Annotated in this window: 23 protein-coding genes and 2 pseudogenes; 11 read left to right on the top strand and 14 right to left on the bottom strand. The window is 68.4% G+C overall.

From position 1 onward, the window contains the following. Positions 1–562: 562 nt before the first annotated feature. Positions 563–814: a hypothetical protein gene (locus GA0115254_RS45370; protein ID WP_256102314.1), complete on the bottom strand. Its 252-nt coding sequence runs from the start codon at positions 812–814 to the stop codon at positions 563–565. A gap of 477 nt (positions 815–1,291) precedes the next feature. Between GA0115254_RS45370 and GA0115254_RS00175 the strand changes: the two genes are divergently transcribed. Next, a complete protein-coding gene (locus GA0115254_RS00175) occupies positions 1,292–1,912 on the top strand; it encodes a PadR family transcriptional regulator (protein WP_093893206.1) in 621 nt (206 codons plus the stop codon). Between the two features lie 68 nt (positions 1,913–1,980). Here GA0115254_RS00175 and GA0115254_RS00180 read toward each other — a convergent pair whose 3' ends face one another. Beyond that, the gene (locus GA0115254_RS00180; protein WP_093893207.1) at positions 1,981–2,412 is read right to left on the bottom strand and encodes a type II toxin-antitoxin system Rv0910 family toxin; all 432 of its coding nucleotides are present in this window, start codon (positions 2,410–2,412) and stop codon (positions 1,981–1,983) included. A 528-nt stretch (positions 2,413–2,940) separates the two neighbouring features. Here GA0115254_RS00180 and GA0115254_RS00190 point away from each other — a divergent pair. Continuing rightward, the gene (locus GA0115254_RS00190; protein ID WP_176739906.1) at positions 2,941–3,510 is read left to right on the top strand and encodes a Clp protease N-terminal domain-containing protein; all 570 of its coding nucleotides are present in this window, start codon (positions 2,941–2,943) and stop codon (positions 3,508–3,510) included. Between the two features lie 22 nt (positions 3,511–3,532). On the opposite strand, the gene GA0115254_RS00195 is transcribed toward GA0115254_RS00190, so the two are convergent. Beyond that, positions 3,533–4,111: a TetR/AcrR family transcriptional regulator gene (locus GA0115254_RS00195; RefSeq protein WP_093893209.1), complete on the bottom strand. Its 579-nt coding sequence runs from the start codon at positions 4,109–4,111 to the stop codon at positions 3,533–3,535. 103 nt (positions 4,112–4,214) lie between these two features. Here GA0115254_RS00195 and GA0115254_RS00200 point away from each other — a divergent pair, with 103 nt between their 5' ends. The 3 genes from GA0115254_RS00200 to GA0115254_RS00210 all read left to right on the top strand — a co-directional run bounded on the left by GA0115254_RS00200 (position 4,215) and on the right by GA0115254_RS00210 (position 6,879). Further along, positions 4,215–4,673, top strand: coding sequence for a nuclear transport factor 2 family protein (locus GA0115254_RS00200; protein ID WP_093893210.1), 459 nt, complete (start codon positions 4,215–4,217; stop codon positions 4,671–4,673). A gap of 63 nt (positions 4,674–4,736) precedes the next feature. After that, complete coding sequence (locus tag GA0115254_RS00205) at positions 4,737–5,765, top strand: EamA family transporter (protein ID WP_093893211.1); 1,029 nt, start codon at positions 4,737–4,739, stop codon at positions 5,763–5,765. Positions 5,766–5,922: 157 nt separating this feature from the next. Beyond that, positions 5,923–6,879 (top strand): DMT family transporter, encoded by a 957-nt coding sequence (locus GA0115254_RS00210; protein WP_093893212.1) that lies wholly within the window; start codon positions 5,923–5,925, stop codon positions 6,877–6,879. Positions 6,880–6,933: 54 nt separating this feature from the next. Here GA0115254_RS00210 and GA0115254_RS00215 read toward each other — a convergent pair whose 3' ends face one another. Then, the gene (locus GA0115254_RS00215) at positions 6,934–7,629 is read right to left on the bottom strand and encodes a pyridoxamine 5'-phosphate oxidase family protein (protein ID WP_093893213.1); all 696 of its coding nucleotides are present in this window, start codon (positions 7,627–7,629) and stop codon (positions 6,934–6,936) included. 35 nt (positions 7,630–7,664) lie between these two features. On the opposite strand from GA0115254_RS00215, the gene GA0115254_RS00220 reads away from it, so the two are divergent. Continuing rightward, the gene (locus GA0115254_RS00220; protein WP_093893214.1) at positions 7,665–8,996 is read left to right on the top strand and encodes an aminotransferase class I/II-fold pyridoxal phosphate-dependent enzyme; all 1,332 of its coding nucleotides are present in this window, start codon (positions 7,665–7,667) and stop codon (positions 8,994–8,996) included. Here the strand turns inward: GA0115254_RS00220 and GA0115254_RS00225 are convergent. Continuing rightward, on the bottom strand, positions 8,987–9,997 hold the full coding sequence (locus GA0115254_RS00225; protein WP_176739907.1) for a DMT family transporter: 1,011 nt from the start codon (positions 9,995–9,997) through the stop codon (positions 8,987–8,989). The two genes, GA0115254_RS00220 and GA0115254_RS00225, sit on opposite strands and share 10 nt — an antisense overlap. 74 nt (positions 9,998–10,071) lie before the next feature. On the opposite strand from GA0115254_RS00225, the gene GA0115254_RS00230 reads away from it, so the two are divergent. Then, complete coding sequence (locus tag GA0115254_RS00230; RefSeq protein ID WP_093893216.1) at positions 10,072–10,986, top strand: LysR family transcriptional regulator; 915 nt, start codon at positions 10,072–10,074, stop codon at positions 10,984–10,986. A gap of 16 nt (positions 10,987–11,002) precedes the next feature. On the opposite strand, the gene GA0115254_RS00235 is transcribed toward GA0115254_RS00230, so the two are convergent. Beyond that, a complete protein-coding gene (locus GA0115254_RS00235; RefSeq protein WP_093893217.1) occupies positions 11,003–11,479 on the bottom strand; it encodes a pyridoxamine 5'-phosphate oxidase family protein in 477 nt (158 codons plus the stop codon). A gap of 111 nt (positions 11,480–11,590) precedes the next feature. Between GA0115254_RS00235 and GA0115254_RS00240 the strand changes: the two genes are divergently transcribed. Then, positions 11,591–12,238, top strand: a complete 648-nt coding sequence (locus GA0115254_RS00240) for a cysteine hydrolase family protein (protein WP_093893218.1) — start codon at positions 11,591–11,593, stop codon at positions 12,236–12,238. A gap of 30 nt (positions 12,239–12,268) precedes the next feature. Here GA0115254_RS00240 and GA0115254_RS00245 read toward each other — a convergent pair whose 3' ends face one another. From GA0115254_RS00245 to GA0115254_RS45385, 3 genes are all read right to left on the bottom strand, one after another. Then, positions 12,269–12,766 carry a Rieske (2Fe-2S) protein gene (locus GA0115254_RS00245; RefSeq protein ID WP_093893219.1) on the bottom strand — a complete coding sequence of 166 codons (498 nt, stop codon included), beginning with the start codon at positions 12,764–12,766 and terminating at the stop codon, positions 12,269–12,271. 72 nt (positions 12,767–12,838) lie between these two features. Beyond that, positions 12,839–13,132: an alpha/beta hydrolase family protein gene (locus tag GA0115254_RS45380; protein ID WP_256102316.1), complete on the bottom strand. Its 294-nt coding sequence runs from the start codon at positions 13,130–13,132 to the stop codon at positions 12,839–12,841. Then, the gene (locus GA0115254_RS45385) at positions 13,048–13,251 is read right to left on the bottom strand and encodes a S9 family peptidase (RefSeq protein ID WP_256102315.1); all 204 of its coding nucleotides are present in this window, start codon (positions 13,249–13,251) and stop codon (positions 13,048–13,050) included. Before GA0115254_RS45385 ends, GA0115254_RS45380 begins: the two co-directional genes overlap by 85 nt. A gap of 478 nt (positions 13,252–13,729) precedes the next feature. On the opposite strand from GA0115254_RS45385, the gene GA0115254_RS00260 reads away from it, so the two are divergent. Next, positions 13,730–14,110, top strand: coding sequence for a YunG family protein (locus tag GA0115254_RS00260; RefSeq protein WP_093893222.1), 381 nt, complete (start codon positions 13,730–13,732; stop codon positions 14,108–14,110). A 259-nt stretch (positions 14,111–14,369) separates the two neighbouring features. Next, complete coding sequence (locus tag GA0115254_RS45390; RefSeq protein ID WP_256102317.1) at positions 14,370–14,495, top strand: hypothetical protein; 126 nt, start codon at positions 14,370–14,372, stop codon at positions 14,493–14,495. A gap of 1,136 nt (positions 14,496–15,631) precedes the next feature. Here the strand turns inward: GA0115254_RS45390 and GA0115254_RS00265 are convergent. After that, positions 15,632–15,886, bottom strand: coding sequence for a helix-turn-helix transcriptional regulator (locus GA0115254_RS00265; RefSeq protein ID WP_093893225.1), 255 nt, complete (start codon positions 15,884–15,886; stop codon positions 15,632–15,634). A 467-nt stretch (positions 15,887–16,353) separates the two neighbouring features. On the opposite strand from GA0115254_RS00265, the gene GA0115254_RS00270 reads away from it, so the two are divergent. After that, the gene (locus GA0115254_RS00270) at positions 16,354–17,037 is read left to right on the top strand and encodes a DUF6308 family protein (protein WP_093893223.1); all 684 of its coding nucleotides are present in this window, start codon (positions 16,354–16,356) and stop codon (positions 17,035–17,037) included. A gap of 426 nt (positions 17,038–17,463) precedes the next feature. Here GA0115254_RS00270 and GA0115254_RS00275 read toward each other — a convergent pair. The 4 genes and pseudogenes from GA0115254_RS00275 to GA0115254_RS00290 all read right to left on the bottom strand — a co-directional run. Further along, a pseudogene (locus GA0115254_RS00275) lies at positions 17,464–17,802 on the bottom strand (MBL fold metallo-hydrolase); the annotation flags it as partial. A 171-nt stretch (positions 17,803–17,973) separates the two neighbouring features. Next, positions 17,974–18,812: pseudogene (locus tag GA0115254_RS00280) on the bottom strand (IS5 family transposase). 218 nt (positions 18,813–19,030) lie between these two features. Next, entirely contained in the window at positions 19,031–19,237 is a 207-nt protein-coding gene (locus tag GA0115254_RS00285; protein WP_093893226.1) for a hypothetical protein, read from the bottom strand. Beyond that, positions 19,234–20,700 (bottom strand): RHS repeat domain-containing protein (locus GA0115254_RS00290; RefSeq protein WP_141720728.1); only part of this gene is annotated, 1,467 nt, incomplete at its 5' end. The genes GA0115254_RS00290 and GA0115254_RS00285, both read right to left, overlap by 4 nt.

The raw sequence follows: 20,700 nt of genomic DNA on the forward strand, positions 1-20,700 counted from the left end.
CCGGTCGGGGAGCGTCCACGGCGAACCCGGACCCCACGCGATGTGCACACCGGCGAGAGCAGACAACGCCGTGACAGAAATCCGGCCGGCAGCGCGCTCGATCTTCACGACGCTCGCGGTAATGCCCACGCCGAGCGACCAGTCGACCAGAGCATGTGCCGTCCGTGTTCCGCATAGCCCAACAGTTGTGACCGAAGAATGCCCGGGCCGTGGAGACCGTACGGTGCTGCGCCCGGTGTGCCGCGATGGTCAAGGAATCGCCAGGTTGGCAAGGGGCGGTGTCGTCAAGAGGCGGAGGTGTGATGGTGGGGCCGTCCAGGACGGCTGTGCCGGTCGGGGCGAGGGCAGGGAAGGGGGCGCGCTGGTCGTGTCGGTCGGGACGACGGCCACCAGGATGTCGACCAGTCGGGAGCCTTGCTCCCGGGCTTGTGAAACTCGACTTGCCGGATCACTTGTCCACCGGTGTCCAGCTCGAAGCAGAACCAGACGGCTTCCTCGTCCCAGAAACAGCGAACCCAGCGTGTCACTGGTTCACCGCGTCGAAGGGCTCGTCGTGCCAGCGTCAGCCGGCGGTGTGGTCGTCATGGATGTGCAGCATGAACTCAGCGACCGGGCTGCCGTCGGGGAACGTCATGGTGAGCGCACTGAGGATGTGGTGGACGATCCTGAACGCCTCGCCGAGGAGCACTGTGTCTTCGTCGGGGTACTCGTCGTTCTGCCCGTTCTCAAGAATGAAGCCGTCGCTCCGTTCTTCGGCCCCTGGGTCTGACGCGTGTTCGCCGGGGTTGCCCTCGCCGTCGAGCAACATCACCATCGCTCGCTCGGTTGTTCGTCACGACAGCGAGGCTTCGCCCCATTGAACTGGTCAGCCACGACTCCAGTTCGCCGTCGGTGATCCTCCGGCCGAGCTCATCAACGGCCTACTCAACCGACACCGGCGGAGCACCCTCGCTGAAGGCCCACTTCTCGATCACGGGCACGACCATCGCACGCAGTGGAAGCTGGTGGGCGGCGGGTTCCGCGGCCCGCCTTGCCGAGCCGGCGCCGTGCATCAGCCCGCCGTCGCGGCAACGTCCTCCGGGCCCTCCTGTGCGACGGACGGCGCGACGAGCTCATGTCGCTGACGGCTCTCGTGGCTTGACGAACGGCACGAGGGATCGCTGAGACGAACCGGCAGGGCGTCGACCTTCACTGAGACAGGTCAGCAGGCCCACCAGGGTGTTTGTCAAGCGACCGATTCCGATATATCGTTGACGCATCGCGACAGATCAATGATGGAAGGAGCGTAGCGATGCGTTCACATGGACACGAGCATGGGCACGGACATGGGCACTGCGGGCCCGGTCATCAAGGTCGGGGCGACTTCGAGGGGCGGCGGGCGGCCTTCGGGCAGTTCGGTCCGCCGTTCGGTGGCGGTCCCTTCGGAGGTGGGCCCTTCGGTGGCGGACGCGGCCGGGGCGGTGGCCGAGGGAGGGCGCGCCGCGGTGACGTGCGTGCGTCGATCCTGGCGCTGCTGAAGGACCGGCCGATGCATGGGTACGAGATGATCCAGGAGATCGGCGAGCGCAGTGGCGGGGCCTGGCGGCCCAGTCCGGGCTCGGTCTATCCGACCCTCCAGTTGTTGGAGGACGAGGGTCTGATCGTCAGCGCGAGCGAGGGCGGCAAGAAGCTGTTCACGCTCACCGACACCGGTCGCACAGAGGCGGAGTCGGGGCCCGACGCGCCCTGGGAGGAAGCCGGGCGCGGTGTCGACTGGGAGAGTGTCAACGAGATCCGGCAGGCCGGTTTCGGTCTGATGGAGGCGTTCGGTCAGGTCTGGAAGACCGGCTCCGCCGATCAGCGTCAGAAGGCGCTCACGGTCATCAATGACGCCCGTAAGAAGCTCTATCTGATCCTCGCCGACGAGCGCTGAGCCTGTGGGCAGGGCGCCGAGGGCCTCGCGGTCGAGCCGCGAGGCCCTTCCCGTCGTTCCGGTGGCGGTCAGGCGGCGACGAGCCCGCCCAGTTTGCGCAGCGACTCGACAAGCGCGGCGGTTGCCGAGTCCTTGAGCTTTCCGGCCATCAGGGAGACTGCGGCGCCGGTGAACTCCCCGTCGATGCGTACCGTGGTCGCGTCCCCGTCGGGGGTCAGTGAGTAGCGCATGGCCAGATTGACGCCCATCGGCCCCTTGCCCTTGGTGGCCAGCAGGCGCGCGGTCTCCAGCTCCGCCACCGTCCAGGTCACCTCGGCGGGGAAGCCCATGAGCTTCATGTTCTCCTCGTAGGTGGCCGCGAGTTCGAGTGTTGTCGGGCCGCCCTTGGGGAAGCTGGTGTGGGTGGCGTTCCACTGGCCGTACGCGGTGAAGTCCGTCAGCTGGGCCCAGACCTTCTCGGCCGGTGCTTCGATGCGTGCTTCTGCACTGACTTCGGCCATGAGGCCACCCCTTCTCGGCGGGTTACGGTGTCGCGGAACGTAGTCGCAGTGACGTGAACATTCAATACTGATGAACTGTCAGATCCGCGTGATCCGTTCTCTCTGCTCCGGCCCGCCAGATCAGTGCGGCATCGAATCGGTCGGAGGTGCGAGGTCGTGGGCTGTCGTCATGGCAGTGCAACGCGGCCCGGAGGAGATCGGCGCGGAAGGTGTGCGCGGGTGCGTGGATCCGGTATTTGTACTCCCGTCCGTCGAGCGTCGGTAGGGCGACCAGCCAGGACACGTCCGCGGACTCCCTCCCGGCCGCCGTATGGGTGGTGTGGCCCGTGGGACGTACGAGGGAGGCTCGGTGTTGCTCCGGGGTGCGGTGCAAGGCGGCGCGCGCCGTTTTTCCGGATCGGATCCGGGAATGGCGAGATCTCATTCGTAAGGAGGAGGAACCGCTCGGGTGTGCCCAACTTGCGTGGGATGCCTAAATGGGTCCCTCCGGCGATGCTTCGGCGCAGTGGGACTGATGGGGTAAGAGGTGTGCAAAACCGGACGCCGCGGATCCCTCAGCAGCTCGCACCGAACCGTGCTGAGTTCGACGCCAGATTCACCGTGGAGCTGGCCGCCGTGGTGACGGGTGCCCGAAGGCGCGCGCTGCGCGACGGTGACCGGCAGATCGACACCGCGCATCTGCTGCACTCCCTCATCGAATCGGACCTTGAGGTGCGGGCGGCCTTCGAGGGCGGACCCCAACTGGCCAAGGTGCTCGGATATCTCGTCCAGCGCAGTATCGGATACGGGCTCCGCTGGCAGGGTGCGGTGGAGGACTCCGGTGCTGTCCCCGTCGTCGAGAATCCGGATTCCGTGGTGCGGGATATGGGGGTGGAGGGCTGGTCGCCCTCGGCCGCTTCGGCGATGGCAGAAGCCAGTGAGCGGGCGGAGTTGCGCGGCGACGCGCGGGCCGGAGGGCTCGATCTGCTGGCGGCGCTGGCCTCGGATCACGAGTGCCGGGCCGTCGAAGTGCTGCAGCGGGCCGGCGTCGACGCGGAGCAGCTTGCGGCCCGGATTGTGGGGGCGTCCGGCCAGGGGTGGCGGGGAGCCGGGGGCTGACGGCCTGACGTGCGGGGCCGATTCAGCGTGGCGGTTCGGTCAGGGCTTTGAAGGCCGGGCGGAGCAGGGCGGCGATGCGGTCGGCGGGGGCGTCGCGGAGGGCGTCGAGGCCGAGTAGCTGGTGGCCGATGGTGATGCCGACCATGGTGGTGATGACCAGTGCGGCGCGCAGCTCTGGGTCCTCGACCTCCGGCAGTGCCGCGCCGATGCTGCCGATCTGCCGGTTGAGGCTCGCGCGGGCGTGATCGGCCGCGGCCGGATCGGTGAGCATGGAGCGCATCATCGCCAGCGTTCCGTCGGGAAGGCCACCGAGCTTGAGGCCGAGCGTGGCGATCAGGTGATCCACCAGCGCGTCGCCGTCGCCGTCGGTGTGGGTGTCGGCCGGCAGCGCGGGAGATGCCTGCACGGCCTGGGTGAACAACTCGCGTTTCGCCCCGAAGTACTGCATGACCAGAGCCGGATCGACGCCTGCCGCGGCTGCCACGGCACGGATGGTGGTGCGATCGAAACCACGCTCGGCGAACAGCTCACGGGCGCTGTCGAGGATGCGCGCCTCGGTGGCTCGGCGGCGGTCGGCGCGGGAGATGTGAGGGGCAGACACGATTTCACTCTACAGCTGTTGACCGAAGCCTTGACGGGCTCGTACGTTAATTGAGTCAACGTTCGTTGAGTGAACGGAGTGGGCAGTGGATGGAGTGAGTTCCGTGTCAGAGCTGCAGAATCCCTTGGCCCGTACGCCCCGCGAGGTGCTGAGCCGCTATCACCAGGCCATGCTCGACAAGTCCGCGGACGACCTCGCCGACCTGTACGCCGAGGACGCGGTGCATGAGTTCCCGTTCTCCTCTCCAGGGTTCCCCTCCCGCTACGAGGGGCGCGAGGAGGTGCGTGCCGGCTACCGGGCGGCCTGGGGGGCGAGCCCCGTACGAGTGGAGGCCATCGAGCGCATGGAGATCCACGAGACGGCCGATCCTGAAGTGGTCATTGGCGAGCACGTCGTGCTCGGCGCACTGCCGGCCGGGAGCGACACCTTCACCGTGCCCGGTGTGCTGATCGTCCGCGTCCACGACGGACTGATCACGCGGGTCCGTGACTACATGGACGGACTGGCTGTCGCCGGGCTGCGTGAGTTGATGGGGAAAGCCGCGGTGGGACCGAGCGTCTGACGGAGAGCGTACGTCAGGGGTCATGGGGGTGACGCTGCTGACGACAACTGTCATGATGTGCCGATGCACGCGTCTCAGGGGAGAAGCGCCGGCCTGGGACTTGCCCTGGCCTCGGCGTTCGCATTCGGTGGTTCAGGGGTGGCGGCCAAGCCGCTGATCGAGGCAGGACTCGATCCGCTCCATGTGGTGTGGCTACGGGTGGCCGGCGCCGCCCTTGTCATGCTGCCCGTCGCCTGGCGCCACCGAGTTCTCGTGCGCAGCCGGCCGATCCTGCTGGTGGGGTTCGGGCTGCTCGCCGTGGCCGGTGTGCAGGCCTTCTACTTCGCTGCGCTCTCCCGTGTCCCCGTCGGTGTCGCTCTTCTTGTCGAGTATCTGGCGCCCGCGCTCGTCCTCGGCTGGGTCCGCTTCGTCCAGCGCCGGACGGTCACCCGGGGTGCCGCGGTCGGTGTGGTGCTCGCCGTCGGGGGACTCACCTGCGTGGTCGAGATCTGGTCGGGGCTGAGCTTCGACGTGGTCGGGCTGCTGCTCGCGCTCGGCGCCGCCTGCTGTCAGGTCGGATACTTCGTCCTGTCGGACCAGGGCAGCGCAGACAGCGCGGAAGGGGTCGAACCTCCGCATCCGGTCGGTGTCATCGCGTACGGGCTGCTGATCGGCACGGTCGTTCTCACCGTGGTCGCACGGCCCTGGGGCATGCACTGGTCGGTTCTGGGCGGCAGCGCGGGCATGGACGGCATGGATGTACCGGCCTGGCTGCTGCTCGTCTGGATCGTGCTGATATCGACGGTGATCGCCTATGTCACCGGGGTGATCTCGGTGCGGCTGCTCTCGCCCGCGGTGGCGGGTGTCGTCGCCTGTCTCGAGGCGGTCATCGCCACCGTGCTTGCCTGGGTGATGCTCGGCGAGCACCTGTCGGCGCCGCAGCTCATCGGCGGTTCCATGGTGCTGATCGGTGCTTTCATCGCCCAGTCGGCGACACCGAAGACGCCCTCCGGTCCCGTCGCATCCGGACGGGGTGAGGGGCACACTGCGCGATCGGGCGGAGGCCGTGCCGCTGTCGAGGGGGAGTTGTCCGCGGGTCGTGCTGCGACGTAACGTGCCGATCATGCATTCGACCGTACTTTCGCCGCCTGCCGCCTAGCGCGGGCGGCCACTCCTGACGAAGACCGGGCTCGGGCAGTCCCGAGCGGCTCGTCGCTGCCCGTGCACGGAGCCGAGCGACCACCGTCCTGTCGTCATCTGGAGAAGTCACGTGTCTAACCCTGCTACCGGCCTGCCCGTCGGGCGGAGCCTCTTCTATCTGGTCGTCGCCGGTGTTGCCTGGGGCACTGCCGGGGCCGCCGCCTCGCTGATCTTCGAGGTCAGCGATCTGGGCCCGCTCGCTCTGTCGTTCTGGCGCTGTCTGGGCGGTCTCGTGCTGCTGCTCGCCGCGCTGGCGCTACGGGCCCGACGCGCGGCCGCCCCCGCCGAACCGCGTCACCGTCGGCTGCTGCGCGTCCTGGGGACCGGCGTCGGTCTCACCGTCTTCCAGAGCGCGTACTTCGCAGCCGTCGAGGCGACCGGCCTTGCGGTCGGGACCGTCGTCACCCTTGGAGCGGGCCCCGTGTTCATCGCGGTCGGTGCACGGCTGACCATGGGGGAGCGGCTGGGACGCGGCGGACTCACCGCGGTGGTGGGTGCGTTGGCCGGGCTTGCCGTACTGGTGCTCGGCGGCGACGGGGCCACCGTGCGCCCCGCCGGAGTCTCCCTGGCACTGCTCTCCGCGGCCGGCTACGCGACGATCACCCTGCTGACCCGGTGGCTCGGCCGCGACGGCGGCGCCACCGACTCGCTCGCCACCAGCGCCTGGGCATTCGGGATCGGTGCCGTCGGACTGCTGCCGATGGCTGCGGCCGAGGGGCTCGTACCGCATACCGCTCAGGCCGCGCAGGTCGTGACGCTGCTGGTGTACGTGGCGGCGGTACCGACCGCGCTCGCCTATGTGCTCTACTTCGCGGGCGCCGCGGCGGTGCGTGCCGCGACGGTGTCCGTGATCATGCTGCTCGAACCGGTCAGCGCGGCGGTCATCGCCGTGGTGGTGTTCCGTGAACAGCTCACCGCGGCCACCGCCGTCGGGACACTGCTGCTCCTGGCGGCCGTGGCGGGGCTGGCATTCGCCGAGGCGCGCAGTGGCGCGCATGCCCGCCGCCGGGCGGCCGTACCGGCCTGACCACCGGGGTGGCCGGGGCGCACCCGGCTGCGGGCTCGGTCGTTCCGGGAGGGTTCAGAGCGCGGCGATGTAGTCCGGCACCCCGATGGCGGGGTCGAGGTCGTTCGAGGGGAGTGGCGTTGCATAGCCGTGGGCGAGCGGGACGACGCCGGCCCAGTGCGGCAGCTCGAGGTCGCGGGGTTCGTCGTTGGGGCCGCCGGTGCGGATCTTGGCGGAGACCTCCTGGAGGTCCAGGCGGATGACCGCTGTCGCGGCCAGCTCCTTCTCGTCGGCGGGTCGCGAGTCCGCGGACCGGCCCGGCACCACATGGTCGACGATCGCGTCGAGGGCGGTCCGCCGCTCCTGCGGGTCGGTGACCGTGCGCGCGATGCCGTGGACCACCACGGAGCGGTAGTTGATCGAGTGGTGGAAGGCGGAACGGGCGAGCACCAGCCCGTCGACATGCGTCACCGTCAGGCAGACGGGCAGGCCGGGGTCGGTCCGGCCGGCCTCCCGCAGCGGCCGGGAGCCGGTCGAGCCGTGTACGTAGAGCCGCTCGCCGACCCGGCCGAAGAGCGTCGGCAGGACGACCGGTGAGCCGTCACGGACGAAGCCGAGATGGCAGACGTATGCCTCGTCGAGTATCGAGTGGACCAGTTCCCGGTCGTACGCCGCGCGATCGCGGGAGCGGGTCGGGACGGTGCGCTCGGTCGGCTGGTATCCGGCCGCGGCGTCCGGGCCCGTGGTCTGCGGCGATGCGGTGTCCGGCATTGCATACTCCATTGCACTAGTGCATAATCTTGTTTGTGCTAGGAGAGTATCGGATCGTCGGGCGGCGTGCAGCGGAGATTGCCGCCAGTGTGGAGCGCGGGGTCGGTTCGGGGGAGCTCGCACCTGGACAAGTGCTGCCGCCCATGAGGGAGTTGGCGGACCTGCTGGGGGTGAATCCCAATACGGTGGCGGCCGCCTACCGCACGCTCCGCGAGCGCGGGGTGATCGAGACGGCCGGGCGCCGGGGCAGCAGGGTGCGGCCGCGACCCGCGAGTACGGCGCGCGGTTCACTGCGGGTCGAGGCGCCGCCCGGGGTGCGGGACCTGGGTGAGGGGAACCCCGATCCGGCGCTGCTGCCCGCATTGGGGGAGGCGTTCGCGGCGGCCGCGGGTGAGTATGCGCGGCGGCCCGGGATGTACGGACAGGCACCGGTGGACCCGGAGTTCGCCGCACTCGCCCGCGCCGCGCTGGATGCCGACGGGGTGCCGGCCGGATCCGTGGTCGCGACCTCCGGATCGCTGGATGCGATCGAGCGCGTACTGGTCGCGCACCTCAAGCCCGGTGACGCGGTGGCCATCGAGGACCCGGGGTGGGGCAGCTTGCTGGATCTCGTACCGGCGCTGGGGCTGCGCCCCGTGCCCGTCGCGCTCGACGACGAGGGACCGCTGCCCGATGCCGTCGAGCACGCGCTGAACGCCGGTGCCCGCGCCCTCGTGGTCACCGACCGCGCGCAGAATCCGACCGGGGCCGCGATCAGCGCCGGGCGCGCCTTCGAGCTGCGGGGCGTTCTCGCCGGACACCGCGGCGTTCTCCTGATCGAGGACGATCACGGGCACGCCATCGTCGATCTGCCGCTCCACCCGCTCGCGGGCGCCACGGACCGGTGGGCATTCGTGCGGTCCGTGGCCAAGGCGTACGGACCGGATCTGCGGGTCGCCGTGCTGACCGGCGACCCGGTCACGGTCGACCGGGTGTCGGGCCGGCAGCGGCTGGGGCCCGGCTGGGTCAGCAGACTGCTGCAACGGGCCGTGGTGCACCTGTGGTCCTCGGGCGCGGTCGATTCGGGCGCGGTGGCAGGGGCGTACGCAGCACGGCGGGACGCACTCGTGAAGGCGCTGGAGGGGCGGGGCGTGGAGGCGCACGGACGCAGTGGCATGAACGTGTGGGTACCGGTCAGTGACGAGACCGGTGCGGTGGCGCGGCTGCTGCACGCAGGCTGGGCGGTGGCGCCCGGGGCGCGGTTCCGGATGACCGCACCCCAGGGGATCCGGCTCACCGTCTCACCGCTGACCGGGGCCGACATCGGGCCGTTGGCCGATGCGGTGGCGGCAGCGGCGGGACCGGCGAAACCGCTGAACTATGGCTGAGTCTCGGTCCTGGCCTTGCCGCTGCGCGCCCTGCTCTGGGTGAGAGCGGCGCCTGCCAGGACCACGAGCGCGCCGACCGGAGTGTTCCAGCTGAGCTGCTCGCCGAGCACGACGACTCCGGCCGCGGTGGCGATCACCGGAATGAAGTAGGTGACCATCTGCGCGGTCGTCGGTCCGACCTCCGCCACCAGGCCGTACTGCATCAGCACCGCGAGGCCCGTGCCGAGCGCCCCCAGAGCGACCACGGCAAGTGTCGGGAGCAGCGGGAATCCATCGGGAGCCGAGGTGAACAGCGGGGTCACCAGGGCGATCTGCACCGTGCCGAGGAAGAGCTGGCTGCCGGTCAGGGCGAGTGTGGAGGAACTGCTGCCCGCCAGCGTCCTGCGGACATAGATCCAGCCGACCGGATAGCTGAGGGAAGCGAGCAGGGCCATGGCCGTACCGCTGAAGTCCAGCCCGGAGAAGCCCTGCCAGGTGCCCAGCACGGTGAGTACACCGAGGAATCCGAGCCCGAGTCCGGCGACGCGGCGACGGGTCGGCCGGTCCTCCGAGAGCGCGACGAGCGAAAGCGCCATGCCCCACAGGGGCGAGGTCGCATTGCAGATTCCGGCCAGCGTCGACGGGATGCTCAGTTCGGCATACGAGAAGAGCGAGAACGGCAGTGCGTTCAGGAAGAACGCGGCGACGGCCAGGTGCCCCCATGTGCGGGCGCCGCGCGGCAGCCGTTCGCGCCGTACCGCCATCGCGACGGCCAGCACCGCCGTGCCCGACAGCAGGCGGCCGAGAGTGACCTGGAACGGGGCGTACCCCTCGGTGCCGACCTTGATCAGGAGGAAGCTGAATCCCCAGATGAGCGAGAGCGCCCCGAACCGGATCCGCCAGTCCAGGGACCGGCGCGCGGCAGGCGCTGAGATCGGAGCCGGAGTGGTCGTTCCGGCCGACGGGACAGGGGTGGAGGGCTTGGCGGGAGGAGTGGTTCTCGGCGTGGCAGGGGCGCTCATGGGGTCAACCATGACGAAAACAATCACGTAGGACAAGTGAGATTTTGTGTGGGAATTCGCGTAGCATTGCTTACATGTTGAACCTGGAGCGCCTGCGGACGCTGGATGCCCTCGCCCGGCACGGTTCGGTCAGCGGTGCCGCCGAGGGGCTGCACATCACCACATCGGCGGTCTCGCAGCAGATGTCGAAGCTGGAGCGGGAGGTGGGGCAGCAGCTCCTCGCCAAGAACGGCCGCGGGATCCGGCTCACCGACGCCGGTCAGCTGCTCGCCGACCACGCGGCTCGGATTCTGTCCCAGGTCGCGCTGGCCCAGTCCGACATCGAGGCGCAGAGCGGTGAGGTGGTGGGCGAGATCAGGCTCTCCGCATTTCCGACCGCGGCGCGCGGACTCTTCCCCGCGGTGCTCCTCGCGTTGCGTGCCGATCATCCCGAACTGAGGGTACGCACAAGGGAATTGGAGCCCGAGGACGGAATCCGTGCGGTGATCAGGGGTGACGTCGACCTTGCGGTGGTACTGGACTGGAGCAACAAGCGGCTGCCGGTGCCCGGTGGCCTGGCCAAGGCTGAACTCCTCGACGACGCACCGGACATCGCGATGCCGGCCAGTCATCGGCTCGCGGACCGGGCCGAGGTGGATCTGGAGGAGTTCGCCGACGACGAATGGGTGTCATGGCCGGAGGGTGAATTCTGCTACGACTGGCTGATGTTCACCCTGCGCTCGAAGGGCATCGAACCGCGCATCGCGCATCTGGCGGGCGAGCACCACACGCAACTCGCCCTGATCGCCGCAGGGATGGGGGTTTGTGTGGCGCCGAGGCTGGGCCGAGGACCGGTACCCGACGGGGTGCGGCTTGTACCCGTACGACAGAAGATGCGACGGCACGTCCACGCCGTGTGGCGTACCGACGCGGACCGGCGTCCGTCGATCAGGGCGGCGGTGGCGGCGCTGCGGATGGCCGGTCGGGGGCTGGATGCGCCGTCGGCGTAGGACGGGAAGGGGGGCCTCAGGTGGTGGACGGTCCTGCGAGCTTCCGAAAGTCCCAGGAGGTGATGGATTGAGGGGTGAGCCGTAGCCAGGCGTGTCGGCCGTCGTGCGGCATGGTGTCCATCCCGAAGTACTTCGCCGCGAACAGCCGCTCCGGCAAGTCGAGTTCGGGGCACGGTTCACCGGTTCGGGGTGCCTCGGCCACAGGGACCGCCGCGCCGGAGAGTTCGATGCCGCGCAGATCCGCGTACTCCACCCCGTCGTCCACGACCACCGCGATCCTCGGGTCATTGCGCAGCTGGGACCAGCGCAGGCTGCGGGTGATCGAGTACAGCCAGATCGAGTTGCCGTCCCAGGTGAACCAGAGCGCGCCGATGTGAGGGCGGCCGTCCGCGGACACGGTGGCGACCCGGCAGGTGCGCTGCTCGGTGAGATAGGTGTCGCGTTCCGCGTCCGTCATCATGATCCGACGGCCTCGTCGCTGAATGGTGGCCATGGGGCGCCCCTCTCGATAGCTGACTATGTGTCAGAAATCATGAGGTCTCTTCCCTCATCACGCAATGGCGGTTAACCTCGCGCGCCCGATCCGCCACCGAAAGGGGCAGCCGTGCCGTCGAAGGAACAGCTCGCCGAGCAGCTTGATCCGGCCACCGCCGTGCTTCTGACGGTCGAATGCCAGCAGGGCGTCGTGGGTCCCGGGAGCGCGCTGCCCGAACTGGCCGAGGAGGTCAGGTCCTCCGGTGCCCTCCACCGCGTCGCCCGACTGGTCGCGGCCGCCCACGAGGCCGGGGTCCAGGTACTGCATGCCGTGGCCGAACGGCGGCCCGACGGGCGGGGTGCCAACAACAACGCCCGCCTCTTCCGGGCAGCCGGCCGGTTGCCCGTACAACAGCACTCGGGCACCACGGCGGTACGGATCGCCGCGCCCATCGAGGTGGCGGACGAAGACCTCGTCGTGCGCAGACTGCACGGCCTTTCGCCCATCGCCGGTACGGATGTGGACGCACTGCTCCGCAACCTCGGCTGTCGGACACTCGTCGTCACCGGGGTCTCGGCCAATGTCGCCATCCCCAACGCCGTGTTCGACGCGGTGAATCTCGGATACATGGCGGTGGTGCCGTCCGATGCCATCGCGGGGGTGCCGGCCGACTACACCCCCGCGATGATCCGCAACACACTTGCCCTCGTCGCCACCGTCACGACCACCGATGACGTACTCGGCTGCTGGCGGAGCCGAGGGCAGGCCAGGGCCTGACCGGCGGATCAGGCCCTGGCCCGACCGGCCCTAGGAAGCGAGCGTGATCGAGTTGCCCTTGACCTTGATCGGCCGGGCGGTCAGCGGCCGGGTGGCCGGACCTGCCGTCACACTGCCCGTCGCCACATCGAACTTGCTGCCGTGACAGGGGCAGTTGATGGTGCCGCCCGACACGCTCGACACCGCGCATCCCTGGTGGGTGCACTTCGACGAGAACGCCTTGAACTCGCCGGCCTTGGGCTGTGTCACCACGACGCCCTTGTCGGCGAAGATCATTCCACCGCCCTCCGGAATGTCGGCGGTCTTTGCCAGAGCGGTTCCGCCGCCGTCCGATCCGCCATGGACCGGCTCGGCCGCATCCGGACCGCTCGAGTCCTTTCCGCCATGGACCGGCTCGACCGCATCCGGACCGCTCGAGTCCTTCTGGTTGCCGCACGCGGTGAGTACGGCGGCCACCGAGACGGCCCCGACCGCTGCGACAACGGTGCGACGCCCGGGACGGACCTCGTGGTCCTGCGATGCGCTCATGCTGGCTTTCCCTTCCGTGATGTTCATGACTTCGGTGTCCGACCAGGGGTACGCGCAGCCGAACGCCCGCGTTCAACGCCCCAGGGACTTCTTGAGGAAGCCCCGCTCCAGCAGCAACAGACTGCTGACCATCTCCTCCCGGGTGACCGGATGGCCGGACCCGGACCACGGCAGAACCGCGTGCGACCGGCCTGTGGCCGGCCGCGCGGCGGAGAACCGCAGCATGAGGACGACGGCCACATGGTCATCGGCAAGTCCGTGCACCAGCATGAGCGGGCGTGTCAGCCCGGCCGCCTCCGAGAGCAGTGAACTGCGGCCGTGGTTCTCCGGAAATACATCCGGGTGGCCGACAACCGTTCCTCCCAATGGGTGTCGCGGTGCCGTGGGCCGGTCGGCACACCACCGGCGAGCGCCGCGAGGAAGACCTCCGGGTGACGCAGCACAGCGGCAGCGGCGAGATACCCGCTGAACGACCGGCCGCGCATGGCGGCCTGCGCCGGGTCCAGCTCGGGATTCTGCGCGGCAGCCGCGTGCAGCGTGTCCCTGTATGCAGTGGCCCGCGTACGGGTTGAGCAGCACGGGCTGCGGGGCGTGCCCGGCAGGTGCCACGACGGCAGATACGCCCTGCTGCGCTCACGTCACCGCCCTCGTGCAGCCGGAGCCGGAGCCGGTTGACCTGAGCCGTACCGAACGTGGTCCGTACGAGGGTCACCCGGGCGCCGTCCGGTGAGACGGCGAACTGCCGGGGGACTCCGAGCGAGAAGAGGAGGGTGCGGGCGAACTGCCGGAAGGGGAATCGCCGGGAGTGTCGAGCGCATCGTCCGCCGTGGAGTCGAATGGGGTCATGGAGACACCACTACAGGCGGAATCCGGACCGACCGGCCCCTGCCCAGGTACGGGCCGGGCCGCGGGGAGGCCACGCATCGCGCGTGATTGTCAGAGGCGTCTGCGAGGCTGAGAGGTATGACACCGAGGAACTTCAACGACCTTGAGCGGGCCATTCGCGGCGGTTGGGGCGCGGACACCACGACGCCGGATCACCGTCCGCACTGGACCCCGGACAATCCGGCGCGCGACCAGTGCGGTGTCACCGCCCTGGTGGTGCACGACCTGTTGGGCGGTGAGTTGATCCGCGGTGAGGTTCATGTCAATGGCGAGCGAGTGGATTACCACTGGTGGAACCGCCTGGGCATGGGGATCGAAGTCGATCTCACCCGCGAGCAGTTCGGTTCCGATGAGACAGTCGTCGGCGGAGTGGTGATTGAACGGCCTGCGGAGATCGTGCGGCTCCGTGAGGAGTATGAGCTTCTCCGCAGCCGGGTCCTGGCCGAGCTGTGTTCGTAGGCGATACGTCTTCGGGGTTTCCCGTGCGGTGGCAGTGCGGGGTCAGCGAGCTGTCGCGTCGTTCGCGCGGAAGACCGGTTCTCCCTCGCGCAACAGGGCGAAGAGGAGGCCGGAGCGCCCGTGCCCGCGCGGCATGCCTGCCGGTCCGGGCTCACAACTGCCCGGCTTCCCCCCTGGGCCGGTACGGCGTCTCATGGGAGGGCTGAGGCTTCGCTCGGACCGCGGATCGTGCGCTGCGAGCGCCGGATAGCCTGGGGAAATGCTCACCGAAGTCATCGCGACCCGCTATGTCACGCCCCTGCGGGAGGGCGGATCGCTACCCGGGATCGTTGAGGCCGACGACCTCGGCACCTACGTCATGAAGTTGACTACCACGTCGCGCTGACCTGGAGCGATGCAGCTTCAGTCGCCTCTGACCAGCGCAGTTGAATCTTTCAGGGTCTTTCAGGGGCGTGCAGTCTTATGTAGTCGATTCTCCCCAGACGCTCCCCAGCAGCGCTGATCCTCCCCAGATTCTCCCCAGGGAGGGCCGCCGTGACGGACGGCGGGAGATGAAACTTGGCGCTGTCGCAGGCACGCTGAGTGACTGTAGCGGGCGCTCAGCCGGCATCCCAGGGGCGATCTCGGCTCCAAGATCTCTGCCCTGTGCGTACCCGTCCCTCCGAAGGAACTGCGTCCAGCCACTGATAGCGAGATGGCTGCCCGCCTTGGGCCGTGACGGTCCAACCTGGCACAGGTTGTAAGGATCACCAGGGGCGTCCAAGTCAGTCCAGCGTGCGTATGAAAATGCAGGTCAGAGGCTGCCCGTCCGGGAGAGTCTGCTCAGTTCGTGATAGCCGTGTGACTGCTGGTGATACGGCGAGGCCCCGTCGGGAACCATCCTGACGCGACCTCTGCGCGGATCCGTAAGACGACGAAGCCGCACCGGAGCACTCCGGTGCGGCTTTTCTGTGAGATCGAACGCGCTGGCGCGCACGATGCGGTCGGAGCGCCGTGCGGTCCGTGTATCTGTGACTCCTCTGCGGGTGCCGGATTTGCGACTGCACCCGCCCACCTGCCAGGGGTGTGCCTGACACGGACATGGCCGAATGGCTCGGACATCGGGGATCCGAGGGTCACCCTCCAGACCTACGCGAGGGTGATGCCGGACGCCCGGAGAGCCTGCGTGCCGTCATGGACGCTGTCTTCCGGATGGAGACGGAGAGTGGTCTACCGCTCGATTTCCACACCATCGGCGGGGGTGCGTACCGTGCCGGGTCGACGGTCCCACGCTGACGACGAGCCACCAGACCGGCACTCCTGATTCTCTTGATGATCCGGCCGAGGAGGAGCGGGCCAACCATCGAGAAGCGTCGAGGTCGAGCTTCACACCTGCCGGGTGCCGGGTACCACTCCGCCCCCCCGTTCAATGGTAGAAGAGAAGCGCCCAGCCAGCCCATCTGCCGGCCGGGCGCACTGCTGCCGCTTGTGAGACGACGAAGCCCGCCGGAAGGCTCCGGCGGGGCGTCTGCGCGCGGTGGGCTACGACGGCGTGCAGTGTCCGGTGAGGGCACCGTTGTACTCCGGCTCTCCGCTTTCCAGGACGCGGAGCAAGGATGCGGTGACGACTCGTGTCGTACGGCCGATGCGTAGCACGCGGCACGGGAACTCCCCGCGGCGCACCAGGTCGTAGCCCTTCGCCCGAGAGAACCCCAGCGCCCTGGAGGTGTCTTGTACGCTCCCCGTTCCGTCCCAGGTGGCGCGGATGCGCGTCGGGCTGTAACGGGTGCCTTGCATCTCGTTGGTCTTTCCGTGCAATTCGGGTTCTCCAGTTGCTATGGCGGTGTGGCTTGCGCGCAGCCGATGGGGTTTGAAGCTGCCGAAAACCTGTCGCGCCAATATGATCCGCAGGGTCGCCGGTTTGGCTAACCGGCGACCCTGCGCTATGTTGCTCCGCTTCGAAGCTGTCTGGGCTGAGATGCCTCCACTCGTGTGGGCCGGCTGTTGCAGCCCAGGCCCCTGCTGCCCCCTACAGCAGGAAGCGCCTGCCCAGCTCGGCGCCGTAACTGCCCTGGCCTTCCACTACTCCGTCGGCAACGACACCGACACCGACGTCGGGGATTTAGAAGCCACCCCACGCCTTTAAAGCGGCGTAGCACAGGTGTACGTGTTGGCGGCGACTTCTGCCCGAGCCACCGCGTGGTCTCAGCTGGTGTACCGTCCACCGACACAGTGCTGGTCGTAAGGGAGTTGGGGGTCTCTCGGTGATTGAACTGAAGATCCCGGAGATCTACTGGGACGATGAGAACGCCGTCCGCCTACTGGTCGAGTACTTCACCCGGCGACGCTCAAGCGGTGACCTGTTCTATTCCGGCGCGCACTTCGAGCGCCTGGGCGGGGGTGGGGACGCCGAGCAAGTCACAGATTGCTTCGACAGCAACGACCTGGTGGCAATCACCACGCTCGGTGTTTCCCTCAAGCCGCATGGGGCGATGAACTTGCTGACCGACCCCGACGGGAACTGGGCGCGCCTGCTGTCGCTCATCCCTCGTGACGCGCGCTTGGAGAATCCTGGAAGCGATGCGCTCATGGAGGAGGGCGGACCCGCGTGGGAATTGTGGGAACGCCTGGTCGGCAGCAAGCAGTACCCCAGCAAGCCCGACGGCTGCGGCCCGGTTGTCGCAGGCAAATTGCTGGCCCGCAAGCGCCCTCACCTCATCCCCATCTACGACGTCCGCATCAAGCAGCTGTTCGAGCGACCGAAGGCGGACCACTCCTTCTGGGCCGCGCTGGCTGCGGCCCTGCGGGCGGACAACGGCAGCTTCCGCGATCAGTTGGTCTGTCTTCGCGACGAGGCGGGTATAGGTGAGGACATCGGCGTCCTGCGTGTGTTCGACGTCATCGCCTGGATGCATCAAGGCCGACAGAGCCAGGTCGCGACGAGCTGAGCTGTCAGGTGGACCGTGGAGGGGAGCGCATGGGAGGGCACCGAGGCTGACAGTCCGAACCGCTGTCCTCAAATTTGATGTGTTTCCGATGACGCACCACGTGGAGTGCGTCGCCATCCTCGAACCGGCCGCGAAGGGCTCCTGACTTGCGGTTTTGTCGATATGCACTATGTGCGGTGTGGGCGTTACGGGCGATATCTTGACGCAGAAATGACGCTCATGGCGCTCATTTGGCGCTCGTTCTGATGGAGTGTCAGGCGGGCTGGGGTGCTGCTCAGACCGCTTGTGGCGGCCAAGATTGAGTGGAGGTCTCTCAGGAAGAGGGCCACGAGTTGCCCTGGCGTTGGGATGAAGAGACACCTCCCGGTCCACCCGGCACGGCGGGGCCGACGGCAGCGGCGGAAGAGCCGCCCGGATCGGCACCTCGAACTCCTCCAGTACCGGTGGCACCCCGGCCGCCTCGCCCCGGATCACCGGCGCCTCCAGCCGATGAGCCACCACCTCCGCGCCGTGCCGGGCGGCCAGTTCGGCGGCCGAGCCCGTATGGTCCTCGTGCCAGTGCGTCAGTACGATCCGCCGCAGCTCGCCGTCCAGTGCTTCCTCGATCTTCGCCGCGCAGTCCGCCGTCCCGGTGTCGATCAGGGTCAGCCCGTCGTCGTCCCGCCACAGATAGGCCGCCCCGACCGGGAAGCGGAGCATACGCAACCTCGGCAGTACCTTGATTACATCCATGCCCCCAGCCTGCACGGCCGCCCTGGCGGCCATGTCGTCGTTCGCTGACGGCTCACCAGGTGTGCGGGATACGATCAAGCCCGCCAACGCGCGTCCTCCACACGGCCGAGGTGGAACGCCCCGCGAGGCCGGGGCCTCCCGCAATGAGTCGATCACAGTGGTCCAGTCTCTGGCCCGCACAAGACCCCGCGTACAGGGGGCTGGTCATGGGCGGCGGTGCGGGCGTTCGTCCCAGCGGTGGGTCGTCCATGCCCGGCGGATCAGGCTGCGTACGGTGATGATGGCGCCGGTGAGGTCGAAGAAGGCGTCGATGACGGTGGCCCGGCGCTCGTAGCATCGGGCGAGGCGGTGGAAGGCGTTCTGCCAGGCATGGGTGCGCTCCACGTGCCACCTCTGACTTGCCTGGAGTGGCGCCTTCTCGCCCTTGTGTGCGATCCGGCCGCGCCGGACGCGTTCGCTGAGCAGGGTGCGGGTCTTGTCGGAGTCGTAGCCGGTGTCCAGGTGGACAGTGATGTCGGTGGGCAACGGTCCGAGGCCGTCCAGGCGGTCCAGGGTCGTGGCGAGCAGCGGGGAGTCGTGGCAGTTGGCTCCGGCCAGGACGCGTCCCAGTGGAATGCCGTAACCGTCCGTCATGCCGGAGCGTTTCAGGCCCTGTTTGCCGCGGTCGAGGAGCGCCCGGCCGCCTCGCCGCCGCCGGGGGCTTTGGTGATCGAGCCGTCGACGGCGATCTGGTCGAGGACAAGGCCGACGACCCGGTCGTAGGACTCCAGCGCGATCTGATTGAGCCGGGCGAAGGCGCCGAGCCGGATCCGCTCGTCGCGGCGGTTGCGGATCGTGGTGGCCGAGCAGGTCGAGTCGGCGATCGCCTGGTACGAGCAGCCGAAGCGCAGGAGCTGCAGCATCTTGTCGAAGACGATCCGGTCGCTGATGCGGGGACGGTGGCAGCCCAGCGGATGGCCCGGGTCGTAGGCCAGCCGTTCGGACAGCAGCGCGGCGAATTGGTCCCAGAGCGGTTCGGTCAGCCATGATGGCAGTACAGGCACAGGTCTCCCCAGTGATCACAGAGCGTCGCAACTCCATGATCGCCAAAACCTGTGCCTGCCTTGCTGCCGGGTGCACCACCACGCCTATCCGCGCGGCCTCTTACGCGCTCTTACGGCAATCACCATGCTCATGGCCGCAGTCTGGCAATTGGCTGAGGTGACTCGCCGCGAAGGGGTGGTGGCCCGCCTCTTCGCGAGCGAGACGGGCCACGCTGTGCCTAATCTGGGATGGTGTCCAGGAACGGCCTCCCATGCACGCGCATGAGTTGAATCACCTGTGCGTACACGGCGTTGTCCTCGATGACGAGGGCTACGCGCTCACGCGTATTGAAAATGGTGCCCAGCGCGACCTTCGTCCGAAGGACGACCCAGCCCTCTTCGGAGCCGTCCCAGACGTAGTGGTATTGAGCGGCTTCATCCGTCATCTGATCCGACTCCACTCCGAAATGCCATCCTTTGTGAACGTTGTTACCAAGCCTCCCCAGCCGATCGGGACGATCTTCGAGGACCGCATGGGTGACCCTGCCATCTCGAACGACTCCAGGAGGGCCCTGTCTGCATCGCTCGGTGAGCGAATACCTCTGGGGTGAGTGTGGTAGATGAGAACTGTGTCGGCGCGGGGGGAGATGCGCACGGAGCCAGCATTGCCAGAGTAGAGGTAGTACTGGCCGCCGGCTCCGTTGGGACCGGAACCCAGTTTGTACGTCACAGCGAACTCGACCCCATGCTTGATGGTCAAGTTCTCCAACTCGGCTACGGCCGGGCGACGTTCGATTGCCAAGCCTGCAGTGCCAGGAAGTCCTTCGCCCTTCCGCGCGCCGTACAGCAGCCGCGCGATGGGGCTCAGTCCGCTTTCCGCGAGGACGCCGACGCTCGGCTTGACGGCTGCTCGCCGCCACCCGGTCAGTCCTCCGAGTCCGGTGACGGCGAGCTGTTGGGTGAGTTCGTCGGCTGCTTCGGCGTAGAGGTCGGCGAGTGCGTCGCAGCCTTGTTGGCGGAGCATGTACTCGGCGCGGTAGAGGCGGTACGCGGGGCGGACAGGGAGGTACTTGTCGACGAAGGCGCCGACGCCGCCGTTCTGGCCGGTGACGGCGTCGTAGGCGTCGCCGAGGAACTGGAAGGGTGCCTTCAGCCCTTGGAGGAAGCCCGAGCCGAAGTCTCCCAGGATTGCTCCTGGGCTGTTGGGGTCTTCGGGGGTGAGGCCGCTGGGGTCGGTGAGCAGGGTGGGCTGGTTGTCGGCGTAGGCGTACGGGGACACGTAGGGGGTTGAGGTGCTTCGGGTTGCCGGGTCGGTGCTGTTGAAGCGGCCGGTGGCGGGGTTGTACTGGCGGGCGTGGAGGTCGAGGTTGCCGGTGGTGGTCTCGTAGCGGGCGCCGGTGTAGGAGGGGGTGCTCGCGGGGGCGCCTCCCGTGACGGTGCCCAGGACGCGGGTGCCGTACGGGTCGTAGGCCCAGCGCTGGTGGAGGGTGCCGGTGCTGCTGGTGACGTCGAGCGGGGAGCCCTGGGTGTCGTGGTGGTAGTAGAACACCGCGCCCGTGCCGGTTTTGGTGGCGGCGGGCTGGCCGAGGGGGTCGTAGCGGTAGGACTGTTTGATGGCCCAGGCGCTGTCGTACTCGGTGGCGAGGATCGGCAGGGGTGCGTTGGGGTCCCACTGGGTGCGGCTGGTGACCGCGCCGTCCTTGAGCGTGGCGACCTGGTTGCCGCTGGCGTCGTGGTCGTAGGTGTAGTTGGCGCCCGCCACGGTGGCGGCGGAGATCTGCCCGGCCAAGTCGTAGGTGAAGGTGTTGGCGCCCGCCTTGGTCTGGTTGCCTTCCGCGTCGTATTCGTATGCGGTGGTAGTGGCCCCGGCGGTGGTGGAGGTGAGCTGGTCGGCGTCGTCGTAGGCGTA

The organism is Streptomyces sp. Ncost-T10-10d, assembly GCF_900091955.1.
Taxonomy (GTDB): domain Bacteria; phylum Actinomycetota; class Actinomycetes; order Streptomycetales; family Streptomycetaceae; genus Streptomyces.